This is a genomic window from Flavobacterium xizangense, from assembly GCF_054075145.1.
This window is the reverse complement of the sequence record NZ_JBSIPG010000001.1, coordinates 1,221,184-1,246,421: the sequence shown is the minus strand read 5'-3', so window position 1 is coordinate 1,246,421 and position 25,238 is coordinate 1,221,184. Positions and strand designations below refer to the sequence as shown.

Genomic DNA, 25,238 nt, shown 5'->3' with positions numbered 1-25,238 from the left:
TTACAAATTCGCCTGAATACTCTTAGCCAAAGCTTCAAACTCTTCTTTTGAAAGTGATACTTTATCTGTAAAACGCATTTCATCCATATGATTCAACGGAATCAAATGCACATGCACATGGGGAACTTCTAATCCAACAACGGCAACACCAACTCTTTTGCACGGAACTGTTTTTTCTAAAGCAATTGCTACTTTCTTAGAAAACTTCATTAACCCTAAATACAGTTCATCATCCATGTCAAAAATCTTGTCGATTTCTTGTTTCGGAATACAAAGCGTGTGTCCTTTTGCGTTTGGATTTACATCTAAAAAAGCCAAAAAGTTTTCATCTTCAGCAATTTTATATGCAGGAATTTCTCCGTTTACTATTTTAGTGAATATCGATGCCATAGTTTGTTTATTCGTTTATTTGGTTAATCGTTTAACCGATTAACGATTAAATAGCTAAACGATTAAACTTAAAGATTTAGTCTCTTGAAATTTCAAGAATTTCAAATTTCAAAACACCATTTGGAACTGTAATTTCTGCTACCTCTCCAACAGATTTTCCAAGCAAACCTTTTCCAATAGGAGAAGTCACTGAGATTTTTCCAGTTTTCAAATCGGCTTCACTTTCAGCGACAAGCGTATATTTCATTTCCATTCCGTTGCTTTGGTTTTTAATTTTTACATTAGATAAAACCAACGCTTTCGAAACATCCAATTGTGATTCGTCAATTAATCTTGCATTAGAATACACTTCTTCAAGCTTAGCAATTCTCATTTCTAATAAACCCTGTGCTTCTTTTGCTGCATCATATTCTGCGTTCTCAGATAAATCGCCTTTATCTCTCGCCTCTGCTATATCTTGAGATGCCTTTGGACGCATTACACTTTTTAAATGCTCTAATTCATCTTTCAACTTTTTTAATCCTTCTGCTGTATAATAAGATACTTTACTCATAACTTCATCGTTTATATAAATACAAAAAATCCCATCGGGACGGGATTTTGTATTACAAATATACTATTATTTTTAATAGAACATAATTATATGTTAATCATATAAAAATCAAAACTAAATATTTTATTTTTGTTTCATTAATCCTTACTAAAAGAATGAAAAAAATCTGGCTCTTAATCGTCTTTGTTTGTGCACTTTCTGCTTGTAGTGATAGTGAACGCAGCAATAAAAATCCTTACATTCCTAATTACTCTGTTAATTTGTCTGTAGACATGAATCTGCCTGCTTATTCCAACCTTAAATTTGTAAGTAACGGAGTTATTGTTCCAAATTTTGGAGCAAAAGGAATTATCATTTTTAATGCTGGAAACTCTTATAATGCATTTGACGCTGCGTGTCCAAATCAGGAAATTAATTCTTGTACAGCAATGACAATTGACGGTATATATGCAGTTTGTTCTTGTGATAAAGTACAATACAGCTTATTTACGGGGCTTGGCTCAAAAGAATATCCTCTTAAACAATATAAAGTCGAAGTTGTAGGATCTGTTATTCACGTATATAACTAAAATAAAAAAGCCTGAAATTAAATTTTCAGGCTTTTTTATTTTTTAGAATTTCAAAGTCAATCCGGCTAAGAAATTAATTCCTGCCTGCGGATAATAATACGGATAAACATCCCACATATATCCATTTGAAACATATTTTTTATCTAAAATATTATTTACCATACCGGTAATCATAATCGATTTGAAAACTGATTTTGGCTTAATTTCATACGAAACATTCAAATCGTTTACAAAATAATCTGTCAGTTTTGCTGATGGCAATTCAATATTATTCATGTATTGCTCTCCAACATATTTCTGCAATAATGAAATATGCAGATTCTGAATCGGACTGTAAACAATTATATTTCCAGCAATAACTTCTGGCGAATAAGCAATTTTAGTTGTTCCGTAATTTTGGCCTTCAACAGCCAAATCGACATTTTTATTACTGCTTAAAGTAAAGTTTGGTCGAAGAATAAATTGTTCCGAAAGTTTAATTGTAGCATCAAATTCAAATCCTAAACGGTAACTTTTATCAGTATTAGAACGGATTGGCGCTCCAACATCATCAAGCGTTCCTGTCAAAATCAACTGATCTTTATAGGCCATATAATAGAAATTAGAATTCAACTGAAAATTCTCTGAGTTAAATCTCCAACCTAATTCAAAATCATTCAATTTTTCTGGTTTTACATTTCCGCCTTCATAATCTGTTCTGTTTGGTTCGCGGTTCGCGCGTGCATACGAGAAGTACAAAGTATTTTTTTGATTGATTTCGTAATTTAAACCCGCTTTTGGATTAAAGAAATTGAAGTTATCATCAACAACTCCGGTTTCATATGAATTTGCTTTGTACTTTACATTTCTATACTGCAAATCGCCATAAAAACTTAATTTTTCAGTGAATTGATAATTGGCTTTCGCAAAAATATTTCCGTCTGTTTTTGTCGAAAAATCATCATAATAATGATCTCCCAATTCTGAATTTGAAGCATATCTCGCCCAAATCACTTTTCCGTAATGATCGCCTTCGTATTTATTCCAGCCTCCGCCAAAAATAACATCCAGTTTTTCATCTTTATATTTTACAGAAAAAGTAGTTCCGTAGAAATCATTATCCAACCATTTTTGACGAACCAAATCTGTCGTTGTAATTGCTCCAACTGGATCTAGATTATAATCAGCCATATCGGCATCTTCTTTATAATTTTCGTAATAGCCTTTTCCTTTTGTATAATGAACAGCCAAATTGCTGCTCCATTTATCCGAAAACGATTCACTCCAATGCAGTTGATAATGGTCTTGTTGATAATTATCGGTTTCATTGTCGTAAAAACGAACATTTCCAGATTCATCTGTATACATTCCTGCTGAGTTGAAAGTGCGGTTTTCGTTCATAGTTTCAGCGTCAATTCCGTTCCAGGATTGATATGTTTTTTCTGTTCCGCCAAAAACCAAAGCTTTGATTAACGTTGTTTTTCCAACATAAGTTCCTTGAAGAAAATACGATTTCAAGTCAGAACTTGCTCTGTCTATATAACCGTCAGATTTAATTCTAGACAAACGCCCAGCCAATTCAAAATGGTCGTTTAACAAACCGGTGCTGAATTTTACCGTATTTTTCTGCGAATTAAAACTTCCGAAAGAACTTGAAATTTCGCCATTAGCTTTAGAAGCATAATTATCTGTCAACATGTTTAAACTTGCTCCAAAAGCTCCAGAACCATTTGTTGAAGTTCCTACTCCTCTTTGCAATTGCAGACTTTCTACAGAAGAAGCAAAATCAGGCATATTTACCCAGAAAGTTCCTTGGCTTTCTGCATCGTTGTATGGAATTCCATTAATGGTTACATTCACACGAGTTGCATCACTACCGCGGACACGGATTCCGCTATAACCAATTCCGTTTCCTGCATCAGAAGTTGTAACTACCGAAGGAAGATAATTCATCAAAGTAGGAATGTCTTGTCCAAGATTTCTGAATTTGATTTCTTTTTTATCCATATTACTGAAAGTAACCGGAGTTTTTGAAGTTACACGAACCGCAGAAACCAAAACGTCGTCAAGTTGATTGACTTTGGTAGAATCTTGTTCTTGCGCAAAAGAAAATAGTGTGAAGAAACCAGAAGAAAGAAGAAAGAAAATAGATTTGGTTCTGCTCATTTTTTGAACCTTAGAACCTTTGTAACTTTGTACCTCAGTACCTTTAAAAATAGTTTTCATTCGTAAAAAATTACGAATAAAAGGGGGAATTATTCTTTGTTAAATTAATAAATGTGTTTCACGACAAAATAAAGTGTGCACGCTTGATAGTGTCGTTTTTTCCCTTAGCAACATTACTCGCTCAGGTTCTTTGGGTATGATCTCAGCTCGTTATTTAGAGCACCCCTTTGAGACAGTGCAAATTTAGTGTTAAAATATTTAAAACTCCAAAAATCAAATGTCTAAATTTAACGCAGTCTTAATTTTTAGAAACTGATATCCTTTTGGCATTTTTTACAAGACAATAAATACCCGTAAAAAGCCCAGCTACACCTCCAATATATCCAAAATTATGTATCGAACCTACATTTATAAAATCCTGAACATGTCTCGTATTAGCTGGTATATACCAATCTATCTTGTCATTTAAAAAGAAAAAGCTCCACAAAAAGCCTAGGAAGCCAAAAACTAAAGCCATTAGCATATTAATGAAAATTGACTTTATTGTAACCTTTAAAATCTCTTTCGATTTAAAAAACAAAGAGACAAATGCGTAGATAATACCTAAATAAAACCCAACCCACCAAGTTGCCAAAAAACCAACAATTCCAGCTTTAATTCTTTCATTTGAAACTGCCCATTGGTCTATTCCAAATTGTTCAAATTTAAAAAGGGTATAGTATTCTGGTGAAATTGTGTAGGTAATTTGGTCATGTAAAATTCCATAAATTCCAGCTATCAAAATAGAAGAAATAATTATCAGAAAGAAGTTAAGTGTTTTAATCATTACCTCAAATTTCATGGTTCTAATCTAGATTCGGTTTCTTCCTTGATTGTTTCAAATCAGAGATATTCTTTTTATCCTTAATTCTCTTTTTAATTACAGCCTTCGGGACTTTTGTAGCTTTTCGAACCTTTGGAACAAACAATCCTTTTTTTATGATTTCCAGAAATCGCTTTATAACAATATCTTTGTTTTTAAGCTGGCTTCGGTCTTCATCACAATTTAAAATTAAGATATTTTCAGAAGTTAGTCGTGCTGCTATATTTTCTTGCAAAAGCAATTTTTCTTCGTCAGATAAAGCTTGTGATGCATTCAAATCAAAAGACAAAACTACTTTTGATGAAACTTTATTCACGTTTTGTCCGCCGGCGCCACTGCTGCGAACGGCTTTAAAACCTAGTTCTGATATAATTTTATCAATATCCATTATTGTGGCTGATGTGGTGCTTTAAGTAAATCATTTACTGTTTTCACCGGATTAAAAGTAATTAACGGAACAGCAACAAAAATAGTTAACCAATGCGCCATTGATCCATTCCATAAACCTGGAAGTTCATAATTTTTTACCGTTTTGCCTTCAACACTTTTCTCTACTATAAACCCTGCTTTATGATCTACGAAATCCTGTAAATCAAATTTATCACCTTTATAGTTTTTAATTCCGCAAACTAAATCTACTGGATTAAAGTGTGTCGATTCAGCTAAAATTTTAGCCTGTTTTTTATCCGATAAATCAACTTGAGAAGTTTCAACAATCTGAAGTGATTTTATTCCTTTATTGCTCATAACCCAAAACGGTCCTCCGCCTGGTTCTCCTTCATTTTTCACCATCCCACAAACTCTTATCGGACGATTTAAAAGCTCTTTTACTTTGCTGATTTTATTGTCAAAAGTAAACATACTGAAATCACTTGAGATTTCAATATTTAACTCTTTATTCAGAAAAAGAACTATATCATTTAATTCTTTTTCTCCTATTTTTTGTTCATCAATCGCATTCAGATAATCGAAAATCTTTTGTTGTGCTTCGATCAAAATTCCTGCCAGTGCTTTTTTATACAAAGTAATTTTGTCAATATGATTCTGAATCACATTGTCAATATTTTTAATAAAAATAACATCGGCTTCTAATGCGCTTAAATTCTGAATTAATGCACCATGTCCGCCCGGCCTGAAAACCAAAGCCTCGTTTTTATCTCTTACCAATCTGTTTTTCGTATCAACCGCAATCGAATCGGTGCTTGCATTTTGATAAGAATAACCAATGTTTATTTGAATTGCAGAATCCTTCTCTACTTTTTCTTTAAGAACCTCAATTTCTTTTTCGAATAATTCCTGATGCGCCTCGGTTACCGTGAAATGAAGATTCGAAATTTTATTTGAAGATGCATAATGAGCGCATTCGTTCAAATGTTCTTCAATCGGATTTGCGATATGATCTTTATATTTATGAAAAGGCAAAACTGCTTTTGGCTTATCTGCGAAAGCAAAATAATCCTGTGAAAGCAATGTTTTTATAAAATAATAATTCTTGTAATCGCGCTCTAAATTTTCAAAATCAGGATAAATCGATCTCAGTTTTTTATCAATTGCCTTAAAAAAAGGAAACTTGTCCATCCCAACAATAAAAATCGAAAGTTCTTTATCCTTTTGTCTGTTTATATAAGCATTTATTGTTTCTTTTTCAATGTCAAAGTCATTCAAAAAGGCTCTTAAAAACTTGAACATTCTTGTTGCCGCTCCAGAAGCCGGAACAAATTTTTTAATTTTCAGATTTTCTTTTTGAGAATCAAAATAGGCTGCTTTTTCTTCAAATTCTATTTCTGAAAAGGCCAAAATACCATTCTCTATTGTTGCCGGACTTATTAAATTGCTTTTTGTGATTCCTTTTTTGAAAATCTTTAGTTGTTTCAAAACACTTTCAATAGAAATACCTCGCTCATAAAGTTGCACAAAATCTTCTGACGAAAAACCACGTTCTTTAGCAATAGTAAGCTCTTCAATAATTGCGGTTGCTTTTGCTAAACGACTTTCTTTATTTCCTGAAAGAATTATAAAAGGCTTTTTTGTCTGTATCAAACTTTGTTTAAAAACAGAAAAAACAGTTTCTCTGCCGTCTGGTGTATCTCTAATATCATCTTTTTCCCAAGGAACATCAATATCTGTCAGGAAAAACAAATCATATTCGTGCTCCAGCGCTGCTTCATTTAATAGCGGATCACAGAAACCGTAGTACATTTCAGAGAAAACTTTTGTTACCATCAAATTGGTATCGCAAAACAAATATTTTTTTGCCTTAGAAAGTTTTTCATTTTCCAAAGCAGTCTGTCCATACGCAATAGGCATCATATCATCAGCAACACAAATGTGCTGATTCTCCTCCCATTTTTCTTGTAAGTAATCGCGTGCAAACTCCGGGACCCATTCGGTTTCGTAATATTCTGCAAGCTGTCTTGCTAAAGTTGTTTTCCCCGTACTTTCGGGCCCAAATAAAGCAATTTTTATGATAGTTGTTTTTTGCTGTCTAAGATTTTTCTCCATTCTAAATAAGCTGAAATAGCCAAAATTGTAAAAATTAAATATTGAAGTGACAGCATCCCTAGGCCGCGATAGGCATAAAGAGGCACAACAATTATATCGCCGATAATCCAAAGTGTCCAGTTTTCGATTTTTTTCCTGGCCATGTACCACATTCCCGCAAAAAATATTCCTGACGAAATCATATCGACATAATTGTCTGGATTGATTGTATAGTCAAAATATTTATAAATGCCGAAAACTACAAAAACGGTCACAATAAATAGTACGATTCCGATTATTTTTTCATTAAAACTTGTACGAGTTATAGGCAAATTATCCTCAACTGAACCGCCTCGTGCCCATATATACCAGCCATAAATACTCATAATGGAGAAATAACCATTGATAATCATATCACCAATATAACCTGCAACATATAGCAAATACACTGAGATTACTGTCGCGACAAGTCCCGTTGGATACACCCAGATATTTTCTTTTTTAGCAAACCAAACGCTTAAAATCCCAAAAACAAAAACTAAAAATTCTAAAATAATATGCCACAAAGGAGCATTCTTATAATTTTCGAAAAAAAAATCTATCATTTGATTAAACTGTTTTTGTTTTTTATGATTCAAAAAAATGACTGTCGTTTTCAAAAGCAGTTCCAATAACTACTAAATCGGCCCCAGCTTTGTAAGCGTTTTGAATTCCGTGCAAATCTACAATTCCTCCTCCAACAATTATAGGAATTTCAATATTTTGCGCAATTAACTGTATCATTTCCAGCGGCACTGCGTTTTTAGCACCGCTTCCGGCCTCTAAATACATTAATTTATTCCCTAACATTTCGCCCGCTTGTGCAGTAGCTAAAACCAAATCAAAATTTTCACGGTTAAGCGGTTTTGTTTTACTAACGCGTGCAACCGCAGTTTCATTGCCGCTTTCAATCAAAATATAGCCTGTAGAAATTACTTCAAGATTTGTCTTTTTTAGAATTGGCGCTGCCTGAACCTGATATTCAATCAAATAATCCGGATTTCTGCCTGATAGTAACGACAGAAATAAAATAGCATCAGCCTGAGGCGAAATCTGCGACGGATCGCCTGGAAATATAACAACTGGAAGTTTTGTTTTTTGTTTTAACTGGGCAATCAAATCTTCTAAAATTGTAGCTTGTACAATGCTTCCTCCAACAAAAATATGTGTCGCAGGAGACTGATTTATTTTATCTATTAAATGATCCAGATTTTCCAAAACAATTTTATCAGGATCTAAAAGAACGGCCAACAATTTGCGACCCTCTTTTTTGGCTTCTAAAATCTGTTGATTGATATTAAATATTCTTTGCTGCATAATGGCCGTAAAAGTAAAAGTTTTTAATGTAGAAGAACTATTTTGAATAAATTATATTTGTATAGCTGCTTTTGATAACCAAAGAAACAAATGTATGATTGCTCCTGAATTATTAGAAAAATATGGCGTTGTAAAGAAGTCTTTCGACAAAAATGAAATTATTTTTGAAGAAGGATTTTTTCCTGCAAATTATTATCAGATTGTTTCGGGCGAAGTCAAAATGAGCAATTATAATGATGAGGGCCGTGAATTTATTCAGGGAATATTTTACAAAGAACAATCTTTTGGCGAGCCTCCTTTATTTTTAAACCAAAAATATCCGGCAAATGCAATTGCGGTTGATAACAGCGAAATTCTTCTTCTTCCAAAACCAAACTTTATGAAACTGCTGGAAGAAAACCCAAAAATAAGCATTAAAATCATCGAAAATTTAGCACAACGATTGTATTATAAATCCGTTATGGTTGCCGAGATTTCAACACAGGAACCAGAACATCGGGTGTTAAAATTAATCGATCACGGAATTGCTTATTTCAATTTCAAAAAAGATGCAAATGGCTACCTCATCAATTTTACCCGTCAACAAATTGGGGATTTGACCGGATTGCGTGTTGAAACGGTAATCAGAACAATAAAAAATTTGGAGAAAAAAGGCGAATTGAAGATTATAAACCGAAAAGTATATCGATAAAAAAGTTCTTGTTTTATGATTTAAGTCATAAAACCGAGCAGTATTGTGCCTGTACCTTTGTTGGTATAAAAATCACAATATCATGACACTATATCAATCAACATTCGACATTTTTAATAAAAATTACATGGGTTCTGCTGCAATGGCAGTAATTGGGCAAAGTTGTTTAGGCGGCGCTGCAGCAATGTATGTTTTATCTAACGGAACTTCTATTTTTCAAATGATTCAGCTGGCTATTATCGTATTAGCTTGTATCTTTGTAAACACTTCAATTTTGGCACAAATGAAACACAAAGTAGTTTTTAACCTTTTGATTCTGAGCTCAATTTTAAGTGTATTGTTTATTTTATTAAATACTCTCATTCTGTGAAAAAGCAAATAGGAAATAGAGATGATGTTTCTTTTCTAGTGCATCAGTTCTACGCTAAAATAAGAGCCGATGAAGAAATCGGCTTTTATTTTAATAAAATGATTTCTGATTGGGATGCGCATCTCGAAAAATTGACTGATTTTTGGGAAACTAATTTATTTGCGATTCGCAAGTATAAAGGAAATCCGCATGCAGTTCATAATGAGGTTGATGAGCATTTCGGAGCAAAAATTACGGCAAACGAATTCGGAATCTGGCTAAATCATTGGTTCCAGACTATCGACGAACATTTTGAAGGTGAAAATGCTGATACATTAAAAAGACGTGCTCGAAAAATGAGTACTTTTTTATATATGAGTATGTTTCAGCATCGAAAAAAAGAAAGCGAAGTTTAAATTGAAAATTGCTACTGAAACTAAAAATTATTTTTCAAAAGCATAAACCAAAGTAAACTTACCTTCAAAATTATCCGATTTGATTTCTTCATAATGCACATTAAAATCTTTTGCCAAAACATCAAAATGAAGACTTGCTTCGGTCTGACCTTCATTTAAAGAAAAGTTTTTGACTTTGATATGATCTTTAAAACTGATTCCTTTTTCATTTCTGATTTTAAAGATTGCTTCTTTGGCTCCCCAAATCACGGTAAGTTTTTTTATGTATTCTTCTTTTGAGGACGGATCTAAATATTCACTTTCATAATCTGTAAATTTATCCCCGATTCGAATGATTTTTTCACGCTGCAATTCCATATCAATCCCCACCTTTTCATGGCTTATGATTATCGCCGCAAAATGGTACGAATGCGTTATTGAAATATAATGGTGGCAATCAAAATACGGTTTCCCAAATTCGTCATAATGTAAATCTTTATCTGTAAATCCCATTTCCTGAATCAGCATTCGAACACTCAAAAAAGCCCGCTGATGCATTTGTGATTTCATTCCATCCAACCTATTTTGTGTTTTCTCTTTCAATACAACTTTACTCAATAATTCTTCAAGAGACTCTGTTATTTCCCAAATTAAAAGTTTCGTCGAAGAATTATAGTTGATAGTTTTATAAAGTGGCATTACTTTTTTGTTTCAAATTAAAAATATTTATACTGTATTTTTCTGACATACAAAATAAAAAATATTATTTATATCTGCATTCATTTCGTAAATTTACAACTTTTACAAAATATCTACCTTAATTAGAGTATTCATAAAGATTGTCTTTGCAAGTGACTAACAAAAATAAAGTATCAAAAAGAATTATTGAGCAATTTTTATTTCCTAGTGTTACACTTAATCGTACAAAATTACAAAAAACTGTCACAGGAAAAACCATTGTTATAACAGGTGCTAGTTATGGCATTGGCGAGCAATTAGCACTTCTTTTTTCTACTTACAATGTAAAACTAATATTAATTGCTCGAACCGCCGAAAAATTAAACGCAATAGCAGATATTGTAAAAGAAAATGGCTCTCTTTGTAATATAATTGTAGCCGATTTTTATCAGGAAACTGAAACTGAGCGAGCAATTAAAGAGCTTTTTAATTTAACTGATACAATTGATATTTTTATTTCCAATGCAGGAAAATCGATTATGCGTTCGTTAGAAAACTCTCTAACAAGATATCACGACTTTACAAGAACAAACTCCCTTAATTATCTAGCGCCAGTTAATTTAATCTTAGCAACTACTCCACTAATAAAAGTGGCTAAAGGCCAGATAATTAATATTTCGGCAATAAATGTATTATTGTTACCTGCTCCAAAATGGGCCGCTTATCAAGCTTCAAAAACAGCTTTTGATCAATGGTTTAGATGTAGTCTTGCCGAGTGGAAGATTATGAAAATACAAGCAAAAACAATTTATTTGCCTTTGGTAAATACTAAAATGATTGCTCCAAACGAAAAGTACAAAAATTTTCCCGCCATGCAGCCTGAACAAGCGGCCTTTAGAATTGTAAAACTTATTTACTCATCAAAGTCTTATGATAAACCTTGGTGGATGTTATTTTTACAGACAAGCAGTTTTTTTGGAAAATACATTTGGGAGAAAATTTCACTTTTATACTTGAAAAAACAAAATGAAAAAAGGATCTAAATTAAGTATTTTAGGATTTAAGGAAATTTTCGCAATAACAAAATCTATAAACAAACACGGATTTACCCTATTAGCATTATTGGATTCTGTTAAAAAGGCGAGTAAAAAAGAGGCTTACATTGAAGACGAATATGAGCATTTATCATATTCTGAATTATATAGCGAATCTGTTTTAATGAGCTATTATTTAAATGAAAAATATAACATTAAATCTAATAGTAAAGTTGTTATTGCAAGTTCAAATTCTGTACAATTTGTAAAATCCTTATTTGCAGTTTCTGGTTTAGGCAGTGCAATTTTTTTATTAAACCCTAATCAAAAAAGAGACTATTTTACTGCTTTTTTAAAAACTCAAAAAGTTGATTTAATAATAGCAGAGAGAGAAAGTTCAAATAATTTTTCATCTCTCCAAATCCCTTTGTTTTGTTATGATGAAATTATTGATTTAAGTATCAATCACAACAAAAAAAATATTCTAAAACGAAAAAAAGGAAGCATTGCTGTTTTATCGAGCGGCACTAAAGGAATACCTAAAATTGAGAATCGAAAATTCAGCATAAAAAAAATCCTAAATCCTTTTTTTGATATCATTCAAAAATTACATTTAAGAAAAAACAAATCTACATTAATATCAATACCTCTTTATCACGGATATGGGATTGCTGCATTATTGTTATCCCTTTTTATGACTCAAAAAATTCGATTATTCAAAGGTTTTGATGCTAAAAAAACATCCGAATTTTTAAAACAAAAAGAAATCGATTATTGGATATCAGTCCCACTTATGATTCAAAAAGTATATTTAAAAGAGGCTGCTTTAAATATAAAAACTATTATTTCTGGAGGTGATGTCTTGCAATCGAACATTGTTAAAATCATTCACAACAAAACCCCATTCACAAAATTGTACAATTTATATGGCACTTCAGAAACTGGCGTTTGTACCATTGCAACTCACGAAGATCTGTTAAAGTATCCAGACACAATTGGAAAGAATATTAAAGGCGTTACAGTTAAAATAAAAAAAACAGATCAAAATTTTGCGACCGAAAATGAAATAGGCAAGTTATTTATAAAATGTAAATGGTCGGCAGACAATAAAAATAATACTGATATAGCAACCGGCGATTTAGCTTTAAAAAACAAAGAAGGATATCTTTTTATTAAGGGAAGACAAGATGATATGATAATTATTGGCGGAGAAAATGTATATCCTATAGAAGTTGAAAATGTTATCTATAAAAATCCGCAAATACAATGGGTAAAAGCAAAAAAAGTAATCGATGAAAATCAAAAAACCAAAATACATGTAGATTTGGTTATGAATCATAAAGCCGTTTTTAATGAAATAGAATTCCTAAATTGGATGTCAAATGAAGTTCCTAATTATATGCTTCCTAAGTTCTTTTCTGTACTCGAAAATATACCTGCTACAAAATTGATATAGTTTTCCTTATCTTTCTGAACAAAAAACACTTAAAGTTCAAAATATTAAGAAATTAAAGATTTCACAAATCTCAGAGAAATTAGTAAAATTCAAAAGGTATTCCGTAAATTTGCAAAAAATTTACAATTATACAAATATAATATAAATGAGTACTACAACTACGCCATATGTGGCTTTCAAAGTAAAAGACATTTCTCTTGCGGCTTGGGGAAGAAAAGAAATTGAATTAGCAGAAGCTGAAATGCCAGGCTTAATGGCGCTTCGTGCTGAATATAAAGACGAACAACCTCTTAAAGGTGCTCGTATTGCTGGATGTTTGCACATGACGATTCAAACTGCTGTTTTGATCGAAACTTTAATTGCTCTTGGTGCTGAGGTTACTTGGTCTTCTTGTAACATTTTCTCTACTCAGGATCAGGCTGCTGCTGCTATTGCTGCTGCTGGAATTCAAGTTTATGCTTGGAAAGGTCTTGACGAAGAATCATTTGACTGGTGTATTGAGCAAACTTTATTCTTTGGTGAAGACAGAAAACCATTGAACATGATTTTGGATGACGGTGGAGATTTAACTAACATGGTTATTGATCGTTACCCAGAATTAGTTCCTGGAATTAAAGGTCTTTCTGAAGAAACTACAACTGGTGTTCACAGACTTTACGAAAGAGTAAAAGCTGGAACTTTACCAATGCCTGCAATCAACATTAACGACTCTGTTACTAAATCTAAATTTGATAACAAATACGGATGTAAAGAATCTGCTGTAGATGCTGTACGTCGTGCAACTGACTTAATGTTAGCTGGAAAAAGAGTTGTTGTTTGCGGATACGGTGACGTTGGAAAAGGAACTGCTGCTTCTTTCAGAGGTGCTGGTTCTATCGTAACAGTTACTGAAATTGACCCAATTTGTGCTTTACAAGCTGCAATGGACGGTTATGAAGTTAAAAAATTAAACACTGTAATTGCTAATGCTGATATCATCATTACAACTACAGGAAATAAAGATATCGTTCTTGGAGAGCACTTCGAGCAAATGAAAGACAAAACTGTTGTTTGTAACATCGGACACTTTGATAACGAAATTGATATGGCTTGGTTGAACAAAAACCATGGTGCATCTAAAATCGAAATCAAACCTCAGGTTGACAAATACAACATCAACGGAAAAGATATCATCATCTTGGCCGAAGGTCGTTTAGTAAACCTTGGTTGTGCTACAGGTCACCCAAGTTTTGTAATGAGTAACTCATTTACAAACCAAACTTTGGCTCAAATCGAATTATGGAACAACAGCGCAGCTTACAAAAATGAAGTTTACATGTTACCAAAACATTTAGATGAAAAAGTTGCTGCTTTACACTTAGCTAAATTAGGCGTTGAATTAGAAACGTTACGTGATGATCAAGCAGCTTATATTGGTGTTCCTGTTGAAGGTCCATTCAAACCAGAATACTACAGATACTAATAAATTTTAGATTTAGGATCTTAGATTTTAGATTATCTAATTCATATTTCAAACCCGACAGGTTTTAAAAACCTGTCGGGTTTTGCTTTTTAATGACCAATTTGTTGGAAAGAGAAAAAAGATTTTATCAAAAGATATACTTTATAAAGAATAACTGCTTAATTTTAAGAATTAAAATAAGTTTCTATTTCTCAACTACATAAACATTGTAAACTTGAAAAAAACATCTTATTTACTCGTCTTCTTATTTTTGATGTGTCTTCCACACATTCTTTTTTCTCAGGAAAAAAAACCTAAAGTCGTTTTAGTCTTAAGCGGTGGTGGCGCAAAAGGAATTGCACATATTCCGCTTTTGCAAAAACTGGATTCTCTGCATATTGTTCCCGATCTTATTGTTGGAAATAGTATGGGAAGTGTTATTGGAGGCCTTTATGCCATGGGATATTCTGGTGATAGCATTGAAAATTTAACCAAAAGTATCAATTGGGATAAATTACTTGGCGGAGGCCAGGCCTTACAATCGGTAAGCGTTGAGGAAAAAAGGGAATTTCAGAGATATTTGGTTGGAATAGGAATTAAAGACAAAAAACTTAATAGCATTGGTTCTCTTTTGAATGATCAAAATTTAAGAGAATATCTTTCCGTTTTAACTTACCCCGTATATAATATCAGGGATTTTGACAGCCTGCCCATTCCGTTTCGAGCCATGGCGACTGATTTATCTGAAGGGAAAGAAGTTGTTTTAAGCAAAGGAAGCTTAGCCTATGCCATGAGAGCCAGTATGTCATTGCCTGCTATTTTCAAACCCATGTCATATGAAAAAACAATATTAGTTGACGGTGGTGTTTTAAATAATTTCCCAACAGATGTTGCCAAACAAATGGGCGCCGATATTATTATTGGCAGTGATGTTGGTGGTGGATTGGAACCGATAAACAAACTAAACAACGTTATTACTATATTGACACAAACCAGTATGTTTCCGAGTAATATTAAGAATCCGGAAAATCGTAAACTCTGCGATATTTTAGTAGACCACCTTCCAAACCTACGCTTTTCTACAGCTGATTTTGCAAATAGCGACGAAATTTACAAAGATGGAAAAATTGCAACAAACGAAAATCTTGCAGCTTTAATAGCATTATCCGAAAAATTAAAAGGGTATCCGCAGCGAATTCACAAATTACCGCAAATGCCCTCAGAAATTATTCTTGACACAATTGTTTACAAAAACATCAGTCCGGAAAATATGCCTTTGGTAATAGGAAGAACGAATCTTAAAACACATACAAAATATACAACCAAAGATTTAATTGCGGGTATTAATAGGGCGATGGGAACCAATCTTTTTGAAGAGATTACCTACAGCTATTTCGTCAAAAATGGCGACAAACTCGGAATTACAATATTTGGTCATGAACGTGCCAAAAACCAACTCAACACATCATTACATTATGACACGTACAGAGGTGTTGGAATAATTTTTAACTACACTGGCAGAAATATTCTTGCCGATGCATCCCGGCTTCTTATAACTGCTGATATTGCCGAACAGCCAAAAGTGAGAATCAATTATCAGAAAAATTTTGGCGGAAACAGAGAATGGTGGTGGGCATCTGAACTTTACGCAGCTTTTTTAAGACAAGAAATTTATATCAATGGTAAGGCTTCAGACAATATACTTTATAATGGTTTTGAATTCAATAATGAAATAAACAGAAATTTAAATTCCCTGAAAAGTTATTTTGGTTTTGGCCTAAACTATCATTATACTAATTTAAAACCAAAATACGATCGTGAATACAATCCAAATTCTATTTCAATAAATAATTACAGTTTTAATAACATCGAATTCAACATGCATTACTCCTATAATGACATGGATAAAGTTTTCTTTGCTACAAACGGAACTATTATAAAATCAAATATTTCTCGATCATTTTTCACTGACGTTGAAGCCTCCTTCTCTGATCCAGATTTAACAAGTGTGTCAGGCTCAACAAACGGTTACACAAAATTTGGTTTTGGGATTGAAAAGAGATTGCTCTTAAAAAAGAAAATCACCGGAATTGTTGGGTTTGATTCTTATTTCATTTTTCAGGATAAACTTAAAAATGATCAAATTCCGTTTTCAGGATTCGGTTATGCTTCAAAATATTTCTTAGGTGGCATTATTCCTAGCTCTGGTAGTAATCGTTTCTCATTTGCAGGTCTGCACGAAGATGAGCTCAACGTAACACAATATATGGGGCTAAAACTCGCATCTCAAGTAAATATTACAGGAAAAATTTATTTAACGCCTCATTTTAATATCGCGACTGTCGGGTTTGACACTTTTGACGATTATGTCGACCACGCATTTAGTCCAAAAGGAAATTGGGATGATAATATCGAGCCTAGTCTCGTGATATCTGGTGGAGCCGCAATTTCCTATCAATCCATTTTAGGCCCAATTCATTTTGACACATCATGGATCAATAATATTGATAAGGTACGATTGTTTTTCAGCGTTGGATTATCACTCAATCCGTAGTAGGTTTTAAAAGTTTTTTTAATATAAAATTATCAGGTCGTGCCATTATTTAAATGTTCTAATATTATTTCATGACTCCAGAAATTTTAAGTTTAAATTTGAAGCTCCAAAACATCAAAAAAAAATTATGATCGAAAAAGTTTTATGTGAAATACATGGTTCAAAAGAAATGACTTTTGCCTGCATTCACATTGCAATGGCAATAGATTCAAAAGAAAAAGTAGGTTTTTACTATTCAGAAGCTGAAGAAGATCTTCCGCAAATTGCATGGTGCGGACAATGCGAACAATGGCTTCTTGATAACGGTGAAGAATGGACTAGCGTTTTTCAAGCCAAAGCCGATTTTAAAATGCTGTGCCTTGATTGTTTTGATGAAGTAAAAAACAATGAAACAGAAATTCATATTCGATAAATAAATTCTTTTCGGTTTCAAACAAAACTTAACTTTGTAAAAAACACGAATCATGAAGAACTTCTTATTTTTATTCATTGCCATAATTTTCGAAATCATAGCAACTTCGGCATTAAAAAAATCTTCAGAATTCACTAAATTAATTCCGAGCATCATTACCGTTATTGGATATTGTGGCGCGTTTTATTGTTTGAGTTTTGCCATTAGAACTATTCCTGTTGGTTTTGCTTATGCAATTTGGTCTGGCGTTGGGATTGTTTTAATTACCACAATTGGTGCTATTTTCTTCAAAGAAATACCCGATTTACCAGCCATAATTGGTTTGAGTTTAATTGTAATTGGTGTTATTATAATTAATGTTTTTTCTAAAACTGTGGCGCATTAATTTTTTAAAATGAATTTCAGAAAAGCTACAATTTCAGACCTTGCTGAAATGCAGAAATTGTTTGTTCAAACGATCAGATCTGTCTGCAAAAACGATTATAATCCCGCTCAAATTGAAGCCTGGACTTCCGGTGCTAAAATTACAGAACGATGGATTGATGTTGTCGAAAAGCAATTTGTTTTACTTGCCATTATTCAAGATAAAATCACAGGTTTCGGAACTTTAAAAGATAATAATTACATTGATTTCTTCTTCATTCACAAAGATTTTCAAAGACAAGGAATTGCCAACAAAATCTTTACCGAATTAGAACTCGAAGCTAAAAAACATAATTCAAAAATTATAACTTCTGACGTAAGCATAACCGCAAAACCCTTTTTTGAAAAGAAAGGATTTGTTGTAAAAATTGAACAAAAAAATAGGATAAAAGGCGTCGAAATCATTAATTATAAAATGGAAAAAGAATTATAACGAACAATATAATCTCGCAAAGACGCGAAGTCGCAAAGTTTTGCTTTAAGTTTTCAATCTTTATAGAATTACTTTGTGGTCCTTCGACTTCGCTCAGGATGACAATCTCAAGAAAAATCTTTGCGACTTCGCGTCTTTGCGAGATTAAAACATTGGCGTTCTCTGCGTAAATCTTAGCGTACTTTGCGGTTAGAAAAAACTCAGCAAGTTTCGGATTTTCTATCTACCAAAACCAATCGATCTTTGCCTTATAAAATGGAATAAAAATGAACACACAAGAAACCATTAATTATAATCGTATCGCCGAAGCTATCGATTATATCAAAGCCAATTTTAAAGATCAGCCCAATCTTGATGAGGTTGCGGAGAAAGTGCATTTGAGTCCGTTTCACTTTCAGAGGCTTTTTAGCGATTGGGCAGGCACAAGTCCGAAGAAATTTTTGCAGTATACGAGTTTGGAACATGCCAAGAAATTACTCAAAGAAAATCAGGCAACCATTTCTGAAACCGCTTTTGAAACCGGACTTTCAGGAACCAGCCGACTTCACGATTTATTTGTAAATATCGAAGGAATGACTCCGGCAGAATATAAAAACGGCGGAAAAAATCTGGAAATAAACTACAGTTTTGCCGAAAGTCCGTTTGGGAATATAATTGTAGCATCAACTCAAAAAGGCGTTTGTTTTATGGCTTTCGCCGAAGAAGAAACAATCGGATTTGAAGATTTAAAACATAAATTTCCGAATGCCTCTTTCTCTCGAAAATTAGATTTAGCACAACAAAATGCACTATTTATTTTCCAAAACGACTGGAGCAAGTTATCCGAAATTAAACTTCATTTAAAAGGAACTGATTTTCAACTTAAAGTTTGGGAAACCTTACTTAAAATCCCGATGGGGCAGCTTTCGACCTATGGAACTATTGCGCATCAAATTCAAAAACCTAATGCTTCACGCGCAGTCGGCACAGCGATTGGAAATAATCCTGTCGCATTTTTAATTCCGTGCCATCGTGTGATTCAATCTTCGGGAATCTTTGGAGGTTATATGTGGGGAAACACCCGAAAAACCGCCATTATTGGCTGGGAAGGCGCGCAGATAAATCTATAAATTTTTCTGCCACGACCCGAGCAATAGCGAACAGGTGAAGCAATTCACGAATTATTTTTTTTAATACTTCATCTAATATTATTCGAATTAATTCGAATAAATAACCGCAAAGATTTTAAAAAGAAAATTCGTGAATTGGTGGCAAAAAAAAAATCGTAATCTAAAATCTTTATGCAAAATATACAACAAAAAATGGCTTCTCAAAATTGGGAAAGCATCACCGAATCTATGCACGAAAATGGCTTCGCTATTATCCCAAATATGTTGAATAACGAACAATGTGAAGATTTAAAATTTGACTATGACAATCCAAATTTATATCGAAAAGCAGTTGTTATGGAACGCTATCGGTTTGGTTTAGGTGAATATAAATATTTCAATTATCCGTTGCCAGATTTAATTCAAAACATACGTTCTTCTATTTATCCTAAGTTGGCTCCAATCGCAAATGCATGGATGAAAGCTTTGAACATCAACACTGTTTTCCCAGAGAAACACGAAGAATTATTAAAGCAATGCCACGACAATAATCAACTCAAGGCAACTGTTTTGATTTTAAAATATGGAAAAAGTGGATTCAATACTTTGCATCAGGATTTATATGGCGATGTATATTTTCCCATTCAAATTGTGCTTTTTCTTTCTGATCCTGACGAAGATTATTCAGGCGGAGAATTTGTTTTGACACAGCAAACGCCAAGAGCGCAATCAAAAGCAATTGTATTGAAACCAAAAAAAGGAGACATTTTAGTTTTCACAACTAATTTCCGACCTGTAAAAGGAACAAAAGGTTATTATCGCGTGAATATGAAACATGGTGTTAGTGAAATTCATTCGGGCGAACGATATACATTAGGGATAATTTTTCATGATGCATTGACTTAGTTTTAATCTCGCAAAGTCGCGAAGTCGCAAAGTTTTTTAACAACGTTTCCATACAGTTTGTCATTTCGACGAAGGAGAAATCTTCGCGAGAAGTTCGACAAAGATTGAATTCTCGTTGCGGAGTTACTTGCGAAGATTTCTCCTTCGTCGAAATGACATAAAATGAGAAAAAACTTTGCGCCTTCGCGCCTTTGCGAGAGATTTACACGCTTGAAGACGTACTCTTGTACATCTCTCTACAATAAAAATATATCTAAAATAAATGATTCAACACCGAAAAATATCCGATTCAGATCTTCGGAATAAAATTAAAAATGCAGAAATTTGTTTCGGTGGAAACCAAAAATTAAAAATTTACGGAACACTGAAATGTTCTTCGGGAAAAAGAATGAAACGTGAAAATCGGGTTTTCTTTTTATCTGAAGATGAAGCTAAAGAAAATAGTTTTACGCCTTGCGGACATTGCATGAAACCCGAATATCAAAACTGGAAAAATGGACTTATTTAATCCTGAAACTGACGAAACTACAAACTTGCTTCCTAAAGATGGAACAGTAAATTATTATGGAAAATTGTTTTCAAGAACAGAAGCTGATTTTTATCGCGATACTTTATTAAATTCCATCGAGTGGAAAAATGACGAAGCAATCATCTTTGGAAAATTAATTTTAACCAAACGAAAAGTGGCCTGGTACGGCGATCAGGAATTTGAATATACCTACTCAAATACCACAAAAAAAGCACTTCCGTGGACTCCGGAATTATTAAAATTAAAAGCTTTTATTGAAGAAAAAACAGGAGAAACTTTCAATTCTTGTCTGCTAAATCTATATCATTCTGGCGAAGAAGGAATGGCCTGGCACAGCGACGCGGAGAAAGATTTAAAAAAGAACGGCGCAATTGGTTCAGTAAGTTTTGGCGCGGAAAGAAAGTTTGCTTTTAAACATAAAGAATCGAAAGAAGTTGTTTCTCTAATTTTAGAACATGGAAGTTTATTAGTCATGAAAGATGAAACGCAAACACATTGGTTACATCGTTTACCTCCAACAAAAACAACACAAAAACCAAGAGTAAACTTGACTTTTAGAACTATTGTACGATAAATTATTTCTTCCTTTTTGGAGCTACATTTTGATAAGAAAGTAACAAAGCATCTTCAAACATTTCTGGTCTTACTTTTGAAAGCTCTACAATTGTCCAGCCTTGTTTTCCCCATTTATTTGGAATTGGATAAAAAACCATTTCACTTGAAGCACAAAAAACAGATTGATCAATTTCATTTAATTTCAAAACTGCGTGATTATTTTTTTCATCAAAAGTGGCGAATATTTTTTTGTTGACACGAAAAGATGTTTTCTCGAAGTGTGGTTCTTCAGTAGCATTTTCGAATGACAAAGCCGTTTTTCTAAAATTTTCAAAAGAAACCATAATCGTAGATTTTAAAATTAACTCTTATTTTACCAACCTTGATTTAATCCATTTTTTAAGACTTCATCATATTTTTCTTTATCGAAAGAATATAAATTGGGAGCTTTATGTGCGACATTACTTTTCTTTTCGTCGAGCTTTTTCAGGATTCCAATGTTGGTTATTTTTCTGAGAAAATTTCGACGATCCAGTTTTTTATCCAAAATCGTTTCATACAATTTCTGAAGTTCGGGAATTGTAAATTTTTCTGGTAATAAATTATAACCTATTGGCATTAAATTTAATTCCATTCTGAGCGTATCTAATGCTTTATCCAGAATTTCTTGATGATCTAAAATTAGTTCGGGAACTTCTTTATGATCAATCCATTCCACGATTTCACGATCGCTCGAAGGTTTTGGAATCGTTTTTAAAAAATCGACCAATGCATAATAGCCTATGGTTACAAAACGACGCATTAGCCATTTGCCTTTTGCTTCTTCAATTTCTAAATACTCTAATACTTTTTTATCAAAGTGCTGATCGTTTCGTTTTACTTTTCCAAAAGTGGCAAACTGTCTTAAAAAAATGCCATCTACACCAGTTCTGTCATTTAAAACAGTTACTGCAGCAGTATCAATATCCTGATCTACAGGAATAAATCCTCCTGGCAACGACCATTTTGGATTTTTATCCACTTTGATCAACAAGACCTTTAACTGATTGTCGTGAAAGCCAAAAATGACACAATCAATCGACAGCCCAGGCTGATAATTTTCATTATTTTCTATGATGTCTTTTAGCATTTTTGACATTTAATTGCGCCTTTTTTTTATCAAATAACGTTGCAATTTAATGCATTTTTATAAAAACAAAACAATTTGGCAGTTGTTAAATAAGTGTGTGTGTTACAATTTTAACTTAAAATTAAAATCAAATATAAAAAAAATAAGTACATTGCGTCATAATAACACATTTAAATAATTTTGTTATTATTTCAAAATTAAAGTAAGAAAATTATGATGTAAATTATACATTTGCATCTCACTATACTTAGTCAGAAAATCAACGCGAGAGATATGAGTACTAATCCATTAAAAGAAATAAATAAAAAAATAAGAACCAAAATTTGGGCTTCTTTCGGATTTGTTTCGAAAACTTATTTATTGGAAGAATCAATAAAATACAGCCAACAACAGGAAAAAATTTTCAACGAAATGATTGTTGAAACTGAGGCAAAAGATAAAAAGGCAAAACGCGAAGCTTTTGATAAAGCATTGTACGCATCCTATAAAGGAATTGGCGCTATGGATTTTATAAATACTGTTTTGAAATAATTCAAAAATCTTTATAAAATCCATAACGCCAATTTAAAATTGACTTCTACTATTGTACTAATTCAAAGTCTGCTCTAAGTTTTATGTCTGCTGACGAAGCTCCAATCATTAGTTCAAAATCTCCTAGCTCAGCAACCCATTCTAATTTATTATTGTAGAAAGAAAGTTTCTCTTTGTCAATTGTAAATTCAATTGTTTTAGATTCTCCCGCATTTAATTTCACTTTTTGGAAATCTCTTAATTCTAAAACTGGTCGAACTACAGATCCAAATTTATCTTTCAAATACAACTGAACAACTTCTTCACCCGCAACTTTTCCAACATTTGATAATTGGAAAGAAACTTTAATGGTTTCATTGCTTTTGATTTTTGCAGAAGATAATTTCAACCCTGAATAATCAAATTTTGTATAACTCAAACCGTATCCGAATGGGAATTTAGGAGAGTTTTTCAAATCAATATAAGCTGAAACGTAATTTTTTGAATCTTCATTTTTAGCTGGTCTTCCAGTACTGAAATGATTGTAGTAAATTGGAATTTGGCCAACTTCTCTTGGGAACGTCATAGGCAATTTTCCCGACGGATTATAATCTCCAAATAAAACATTTGCAATTGCATTTCCAGCTTCAGTTCCTAACCACCATGTATAAACAATTGCCGGAACGTTGTCTGCTGTCCAGTTAAAAATAAGAGGACGTCCTGCATTTACTAACACCACAACTGGTTTTCCTGTAGCCTGAATCGCTTTTACTAAATCTTCCTGAACACCTGGTAAATGAAGATCGCTTCGGCTTTTTGCTTCACCGCTCATGTCGTGTCTTTCACCAATACTCAAAATAACAACATCAGCCTGCTTTGCGGTTTCTACTGCTTCAGCAAAACCATCCTTATTATCTCCGGCAACTTCACAACCTTTAGCGTAAAGTAACTTTGTGTTTTTACCTACTTTGTTCTGCAGACCATCCCATTGCGAAACAACCCATTTATCGTAATTTACGTCTGGCAATTCAACAGACCAAAATCCCATATTGGCTTTGTATTCTTTTACCATTGGACCAATATATGCAATAGTTTTTAAGTTTTTAGAAAGCGGTAAAGTCTGGTTTTCATTCTTTAATAAAACAATACTTTTTTGTGCTACGTCTAGTGCTGCTTTTCTGTTCTCCGGATTCGCCAAAACTTTCTCAGCTCTTTTATCATCAGAATATTTGTAAGGATCATCAAATAAACCTAATTCAAATTTCTTGCGTAAAATACGTTTTACCGCATCATCAATCAAATCAACAGAAACTCTTCCTTCTTTTACTAATTCTGCTAGATTTTTACGGTATGCATTACTTTCCATATCCATATCACTTCCTGCCGTGATTGCAGAATAGGCAGCTTCTTTAAGATCTTTTGAGTAACCGTGTGCCACCATTTCTCCAATTGATCCCCAGTCAGAAACTACGAAACCTTGAAAATTCCATTTCCCTTTAAGAATGTCACGTTGCAAATGCGCATTCCCCGTTGCTGGAATTCCGTTTAAGTCATTAAATGAATTCATAAACGTTGCTGCACCAGCATCTAAAGCCGATTTAAAAGGAGGTAAATAAGTCTCTAAAAGCATTCTTTCGCTCATATCAACTGAGTTATAATCTCTTCCGCCAACACCTGCTCCATAAGCCGCAAAGTGTTTTACGCAAGCCATAACCGAGTTTAAATCGCCTAATTTGTTTCCTTGAAAACCTTTTACGCGTGCATAAGCAATTTTAGAACCTAAGTAAGTATCTTCTCCGGCGCCTTCCATAACTCTTCCCCATCTTGGATCACGGCCAATATCAACCATTGGCGCAAATGTCCAGTGAATACCACTTGCAGAAGCTTCTGTAGCTGCAACTCTAGCTGCTAATTCAATTGCTGCTAAATCCCAGCTTGCTGCCTCGGCTAACGGAATTGGAAATGTAGTTTTGTAACCGTGAATAACATCCTGACCAAATAACAATGGAATTTTAAGACGGGACTGCATCGCTAATTCCTGATATTGTCTCGTATATTTTGTTCCGATGATATTCAGCATCGAACCTATTAAACCTTGTTTAATTTCCGATTGTTTATTCGGATTTATTGTAATTGGTCCTGTTGCCTGATTATCTCCTGTATATTGATTAAGCTGACCAATTTTTTCTTCAATGGTCATTTTTTTCAACAGATCATTTACTTTTTGATCTATTGTCTTCTGTTGTGCCACTGCAAAAAGCGAGGCCATCAACAAGGCAAATGTGGTTAATTTCTTCAT

28 protein-coding genes are annotated in these 25,238 nt (G+C 33.2%); 16 read left to right on the top strand and 12 right to left on the bottom strand.

Translation table 11 applies throughout. The annotated features are described in order from the left end of the window. The gene (locus tag ACWA1B_RS05240; RefSeq protein WP_456904768.1) at positions 1–390 is read right to left on the bottom strand and encodes an HIT family protein; all 390 of its coding nucleotides are present in this window, start codon (positions 388–390) and stop codon (positions 1–3) included. Positions 391–466: 76 nt separating this feature from the next. After that, on the bottom strand, positions 467–943 hold the full coding sequence (greA, locus tag ACWA1B_RS05235) for a transcription elongation factor GreA (RefSeq protein WP_029271926.1): 477 nt from the start codon (positions 941–943) through the stop codon (positions 467–469). A gap of 155 nt (positions 944–1,098) precedes the next feature. On the opposite strand from greA, the gene ACWA1B_RS05230 reads away from it, so the two are divergent. Next, positions 1,099–1,512: a Rieske (2Fe-2S) protein gene (locus ACWA1B_RS05230; RefSeq protein ID WP_426486461.1), complete on the top strand. Its 414-nt coding sequence runs from the start codon at positions 1,099–1,101 to the stop codon at positions 1,510–1,512. 42 nt (positions 1,513–1,554) lie between these two features. On the opposite strand, the gene ACWA1B_RS05225 is transcribed toward ACWA1B_RS05230, so the two are convergent. The 6 genes from ACWA1B_RS05225 to ACWA1B_RS05200 all read right to left on the bottom strand — a co-directional run bounded on the left by ACWA1B_RS05225 (position 1,555) and on the right by ACWA1B_RS05200 (position 8,356). Continuing rightward, positions 1,555–3,717 (bottom strand): TonB-dependent receptor, encoded by a 2,163-nt coding sequence (locus ACWA1B_RS05225; protein WP_456904767.1) that lies wholly within the window; start codon positions 3,715–3,717, stop codon positions 1,555–1,557. Positions 3,718–3,955: 238 nt separating this feature from the next. Further along, positions 3,956–4,498, bottom strand: coding sequence for a hypothetical protein (locus tag ACWA1B_RS05220; protein WP_456904766.1), 543 nt, complete (start codon positions 4,496–4,498; stop codon positions 3,956–3,958). Between the two features lie 4 nt (positions 4,499–4,502). Beyond that, entirely contained in the window at positions 4,503–4,907 is a 405-nt protein-coding gene (gene arfB / locus ACWA1B_RS05215; RefSeq protein ID WP_456904765.1) for an alternative ribosome rescue aminoacyl-tRNA hydrolase ArfB, read from the bottom strand. Next, positions 4,907–7,021, bottom strand: a complete 2,115-nt coding sequence (locus ACWA1B_RS05210; protein WP_456904764.1) for a DUF4301 family protein — start codon at positions 7,019–7,021, stop codon at positions 4,907–4,909. The genes arfB and ACWA1B_RS05210 overlap by 1 nt, the downstream gene beginning before the upstream one ends. Continuing rightward, the gene (gene pnuC, locus ACWA1B_RS05205) at positions 6,982–7,605 is read right to left on the bottom strand and encodes a nicotinamide riboside transporter PnuC (RefSeq protein ID WP_456904763.1); all 624 of its coding nucleotides are present in this window, start codon (positions 7,603–7,605) and stop codon (positions 6,982–6,984) included. The genes ACWA1B_RS05210 and pnuC overlap by 40 nt, the downstream gene beginning before the upstream one ends. A 22-nt stretch (positions 7,606–7,627) precedes the next feature. Beyond that, positions 7,628–8,356, bottom strand: coding sequence for a phosphoglycerol geranylgeranyltransferase (locus tag ACWA1B_RS05200; protein ID WP_456904762.1), 729 nt, complete (start codon positions 8,354–8,356; stop codon positions 7,628–7,630). 94 nt (positions 8,357–8,450) lie between these two features. Between ACWA1B_RS05200 and ACWA1B_RS05195 the strand changes: the two genes are divergently transcribed. The 3 genes from ACWA1B_RS05195 (at position 8,451) to ACWA1B_RS05185 (ending at position 9,812) form a co-directional block, all read left to right on the top strand. Further along, positions 8,451–9,047: a Crp/Fnr family transcriptional regulator gene (locus ACWA1B_RS05195; RefSeq protein ID WP_456904761.1), complete on the top strand. Its 597-nt coding sequence runs from the start codon at positions 8,451–8,453 to the stop codon at positions 9,045–9,047. A gap of 82 nt (positions 9,048–9,129) precedes the next feature. After that, complete coding sequence (locus tag ACWA1B_RS05190) at positions 9,130–9,417, top strand: hypothetical protein (protein ID WP_456904760.1); 288 nt, start codon at positions 9,130–9,132, stop codon at positions 9,415–9,417. Then, a complete protein-coding gene (locus ACWA1B_RS05185) occupies positions 9,414–9,812 on the top strand; it encodes a group III truncated hemoglobin (protein WP_456904759.1) in 399 nt (132 codons plus the stop codon). Before ACWA1B_RS05190 ends, ACWA1B_RS05185 begins: the two co-directional genes overlap by 4 nt. 27 nt (positions 9,813–9,839) lie before the next feature. Here the strand turns inward: ACWA1B_RS05185 and ACWA1B_RS05180 are convergent, their stop codons facing one another. Beyond that, positions 9,840–10,490 (bottom strand): 4'-phosphopantetheinyl transferase family protein, encoded by a 651-nt coding sequence (locus tag ACWA1B_RS05180; protein ID WP_456904758.1) that lies wholly within the window; start codon positions 10,488–10,490, stop codon positions 9,840–9,842. A gap of 152 nt (positions 10,491–10,642) precedes the next feature. Here ACWA1B_RS05180 and ACWA1B_RS05175 point away from each other — a divergent pair, with 152 nt between their 5' ends. From ACWA1B_RS05175 to ACWA1B_RS05125, 11 genes are all read left to right on the top strand, one after another. Then, complete coding sequence (locus ACWA1B_RS05175; RefSeq protein ID WP_456904757.1) at positions 10,643–11,512, top strand: SDR family NAD(P)-dependent oxidoreductase; 870 nt, start codon at positions 10,643–10,645, stop codon at positions 11,510–11,512. Between the two features lie 79 nt (positions 11,513–11,591). Continuing rightward, positions 11,592–12,959 carry an AMP-binding protein gene (locus tag ACWA1B_RS05170; RefSeq protein WP_456904756.1) on the top strand — a complete coding sequence of 456 codons (1,368 nt, stop codon included), beginning with the start codon at positions 11,592–11,594 and terminating at the stop codon, positions 12,957–12,959. Positions 12,960–13,104: 145 nt separating this feature from the next. Beyond that, complete coding sequence (ahcY, locus tag ACWA1B_RS05165; protein WP_456904755.1) at positions 13,105–14,421, top strand: adenosylhomocysteinase; 1,317 nt, start codon at positions 13,105–13,107, stop codon at positions 14,419–14,421. A 214-nt stretch (positions 14,422–14,635) separates the two neighbouring features. Further along, on the top strand, positions 14,636–16,954 hold the full coding sequence (locus ACWA1B_RS05160; RefSeq protein ID WP_456904754.1) for a patatin-like phospholipase family protein: 2,319 nt from the start codon (positions 14,636–14,638) through the stop codon (positions 16,952–16,954). A 127-nt stretch (positions 16,955–17,081) separates the two neighbouring features. After that, the gene (locus tag ACWA1B_RS05155) at positions 17,082–17,366 is read left to right on the top strand and encodes a hypothetical protein (RefSeq protein ID WP_456904753.1); all 285 of its coding nucleotides are present in this window, start codon (positions 17,082–17,084) and stop codon (positions 17,364–17,366) included. 52 nt (positions 17,367–17,418) lie between these two features. Then, on the top strand, positions 17,419–17,751 hold the full coding sequence (locus ACWA1B_RS05150; RefSeq protein WP_456904752.1) for a DMT family transporter: 333 nt from the start codon (positions 17,419–17,421) through the stop codon (positions 17,749–17,751). Between the two features lie 9 nt (positions 17,752–17,760). After that, entirely contained in the window at positions 17,761–18,222 is a 462-nt protein-coding gene (locus ACWA1B_RS05145; RefSeq protein WP_456904751.1) for a GNAT family N-acetyltransferase, read from the top strand. 266 nt (positions 18,223–18,488) lie between these two features. Further along, positions 18,489–19,331, top strand: coding sequence for a bifunctional helix-turn-helix domain-containing protein/methylated-DNA--[protein]-cysteine S-methyltransferase (locus tag ACWA1B_RS05140; RefSeq protein WP_456904750.1), 843 nt, complete (start codon positions 18,489–18,491; stop codon positions 19,329–19,331). 171 nt (positions 19,332–19,502) lie between these two features. Next, the gene (locus ACWA1B_RS05135) at positions 19,503–20,216 is read left to right on the top strand and encodes a 2OG-Fe(II) oxygenase (RefSeq protein WP_456904749.1); all 714 of its coding nucleotides are present in this window, start codon (positions 19,503–19,505) and stop codon (positions 20,214–20,216) included. Between the two features lie 262 nt (positions 20,217–20,478). After that, on the top strand, positions 20,479–20,724 hold the full coding sequence (locus tag ACWA1B_RS05130) for an Ada metal-binding domain-containing protein (protein ID WP_456904748.1): 246 nt from the start codon (positions 20,479–20,481) through the stop codon (positions 20,722–20,724). Next, positions 20,711–21,319: an alpha-ketoglutarate-dependent dioxygenase AlkB family protein gene (locus tag ACWA1B_RS05125; RefSeq protein ID WP_456904747.1), complete on the top strand. Its 609-nt coding sequence runs from the start codon at positions 20,711–20,713 to the stop codon at positions 21,317–21,319. The genes ACWA1B_RS05130 and ACWA1B_RS05125 overlap by 14 nt, the downstream gene beginning before the upstream one ends. 1 nt (position 21,320) lies before the next feature. On the opposite strand, the gene ACWA1B_RS05120 is transcribed toward ACWA1B_RS05125, so the two are convergent. Both ACWA1B_RS05120 and ACWA1B_RS05115 read right to left on the bottom strand, forming a co-directional pair. Further along, positions 21,321–21,644 carry an MmcQ/YjbR family DNA-binding protein gene (locus tag ACWA1B_RS05120; RefSeq protein ID WP_456904746.1) on the bottom strand — a complete coding sequence of 108 codons (324 nt, stop codon included), beginning with the start codon at positions 21,642–21,644 and terminating at the stop codon, positions 21,321–21,323. 29 nt (positions 21,645–21,673) lie between these two features. Beyond that, the gene (locus ACWA1B_RS05115; RefSeq protein ID WP_456904867.1) at positions 21,674–22,429 is read right to left on the bottom strand and encodes an NUDIX hydrolase; all 756 of its coding nucleotides are present in this window, start codon (positions 22,427–22,429) and stop codon (positions 21,674–21,676) included. A 273-nt stretch (positions 22,430–22,702) separates the two neighbouring features. Between ACWA1B_RS05115 and ACWA1B_RS05110 the strand changes: the two genes are divergently transcribed. Beyond that, complete coding sequence (locus tag ACWA1B_RS05110; RefSeq protein ID WP_456904745.1) at positions 22,703–22,960, top strand: hypothetical protein; 258 nt, start codon at positions 22,703–22,705, stop codon at positions 22,958–22,960. A gap of 49 nt (positions 22,961–23,009) precedes the next feature. On the opposite strand, the gene ACWA1B_RS05105 is transcribed toward ACWA1B_RS05110, so the two are convergent. Next, positions 23,010–25,238, bottom strand: coding sequence for a glycoside hydrolase family 3 N-terminal domain-containing protein (locus tag ACWA1B_RS05105; RefSeq protein WP_456904744.1), 2,229 nt, complete (start codon positions 25,236–25,238; stop codon positions 23,010–23,012).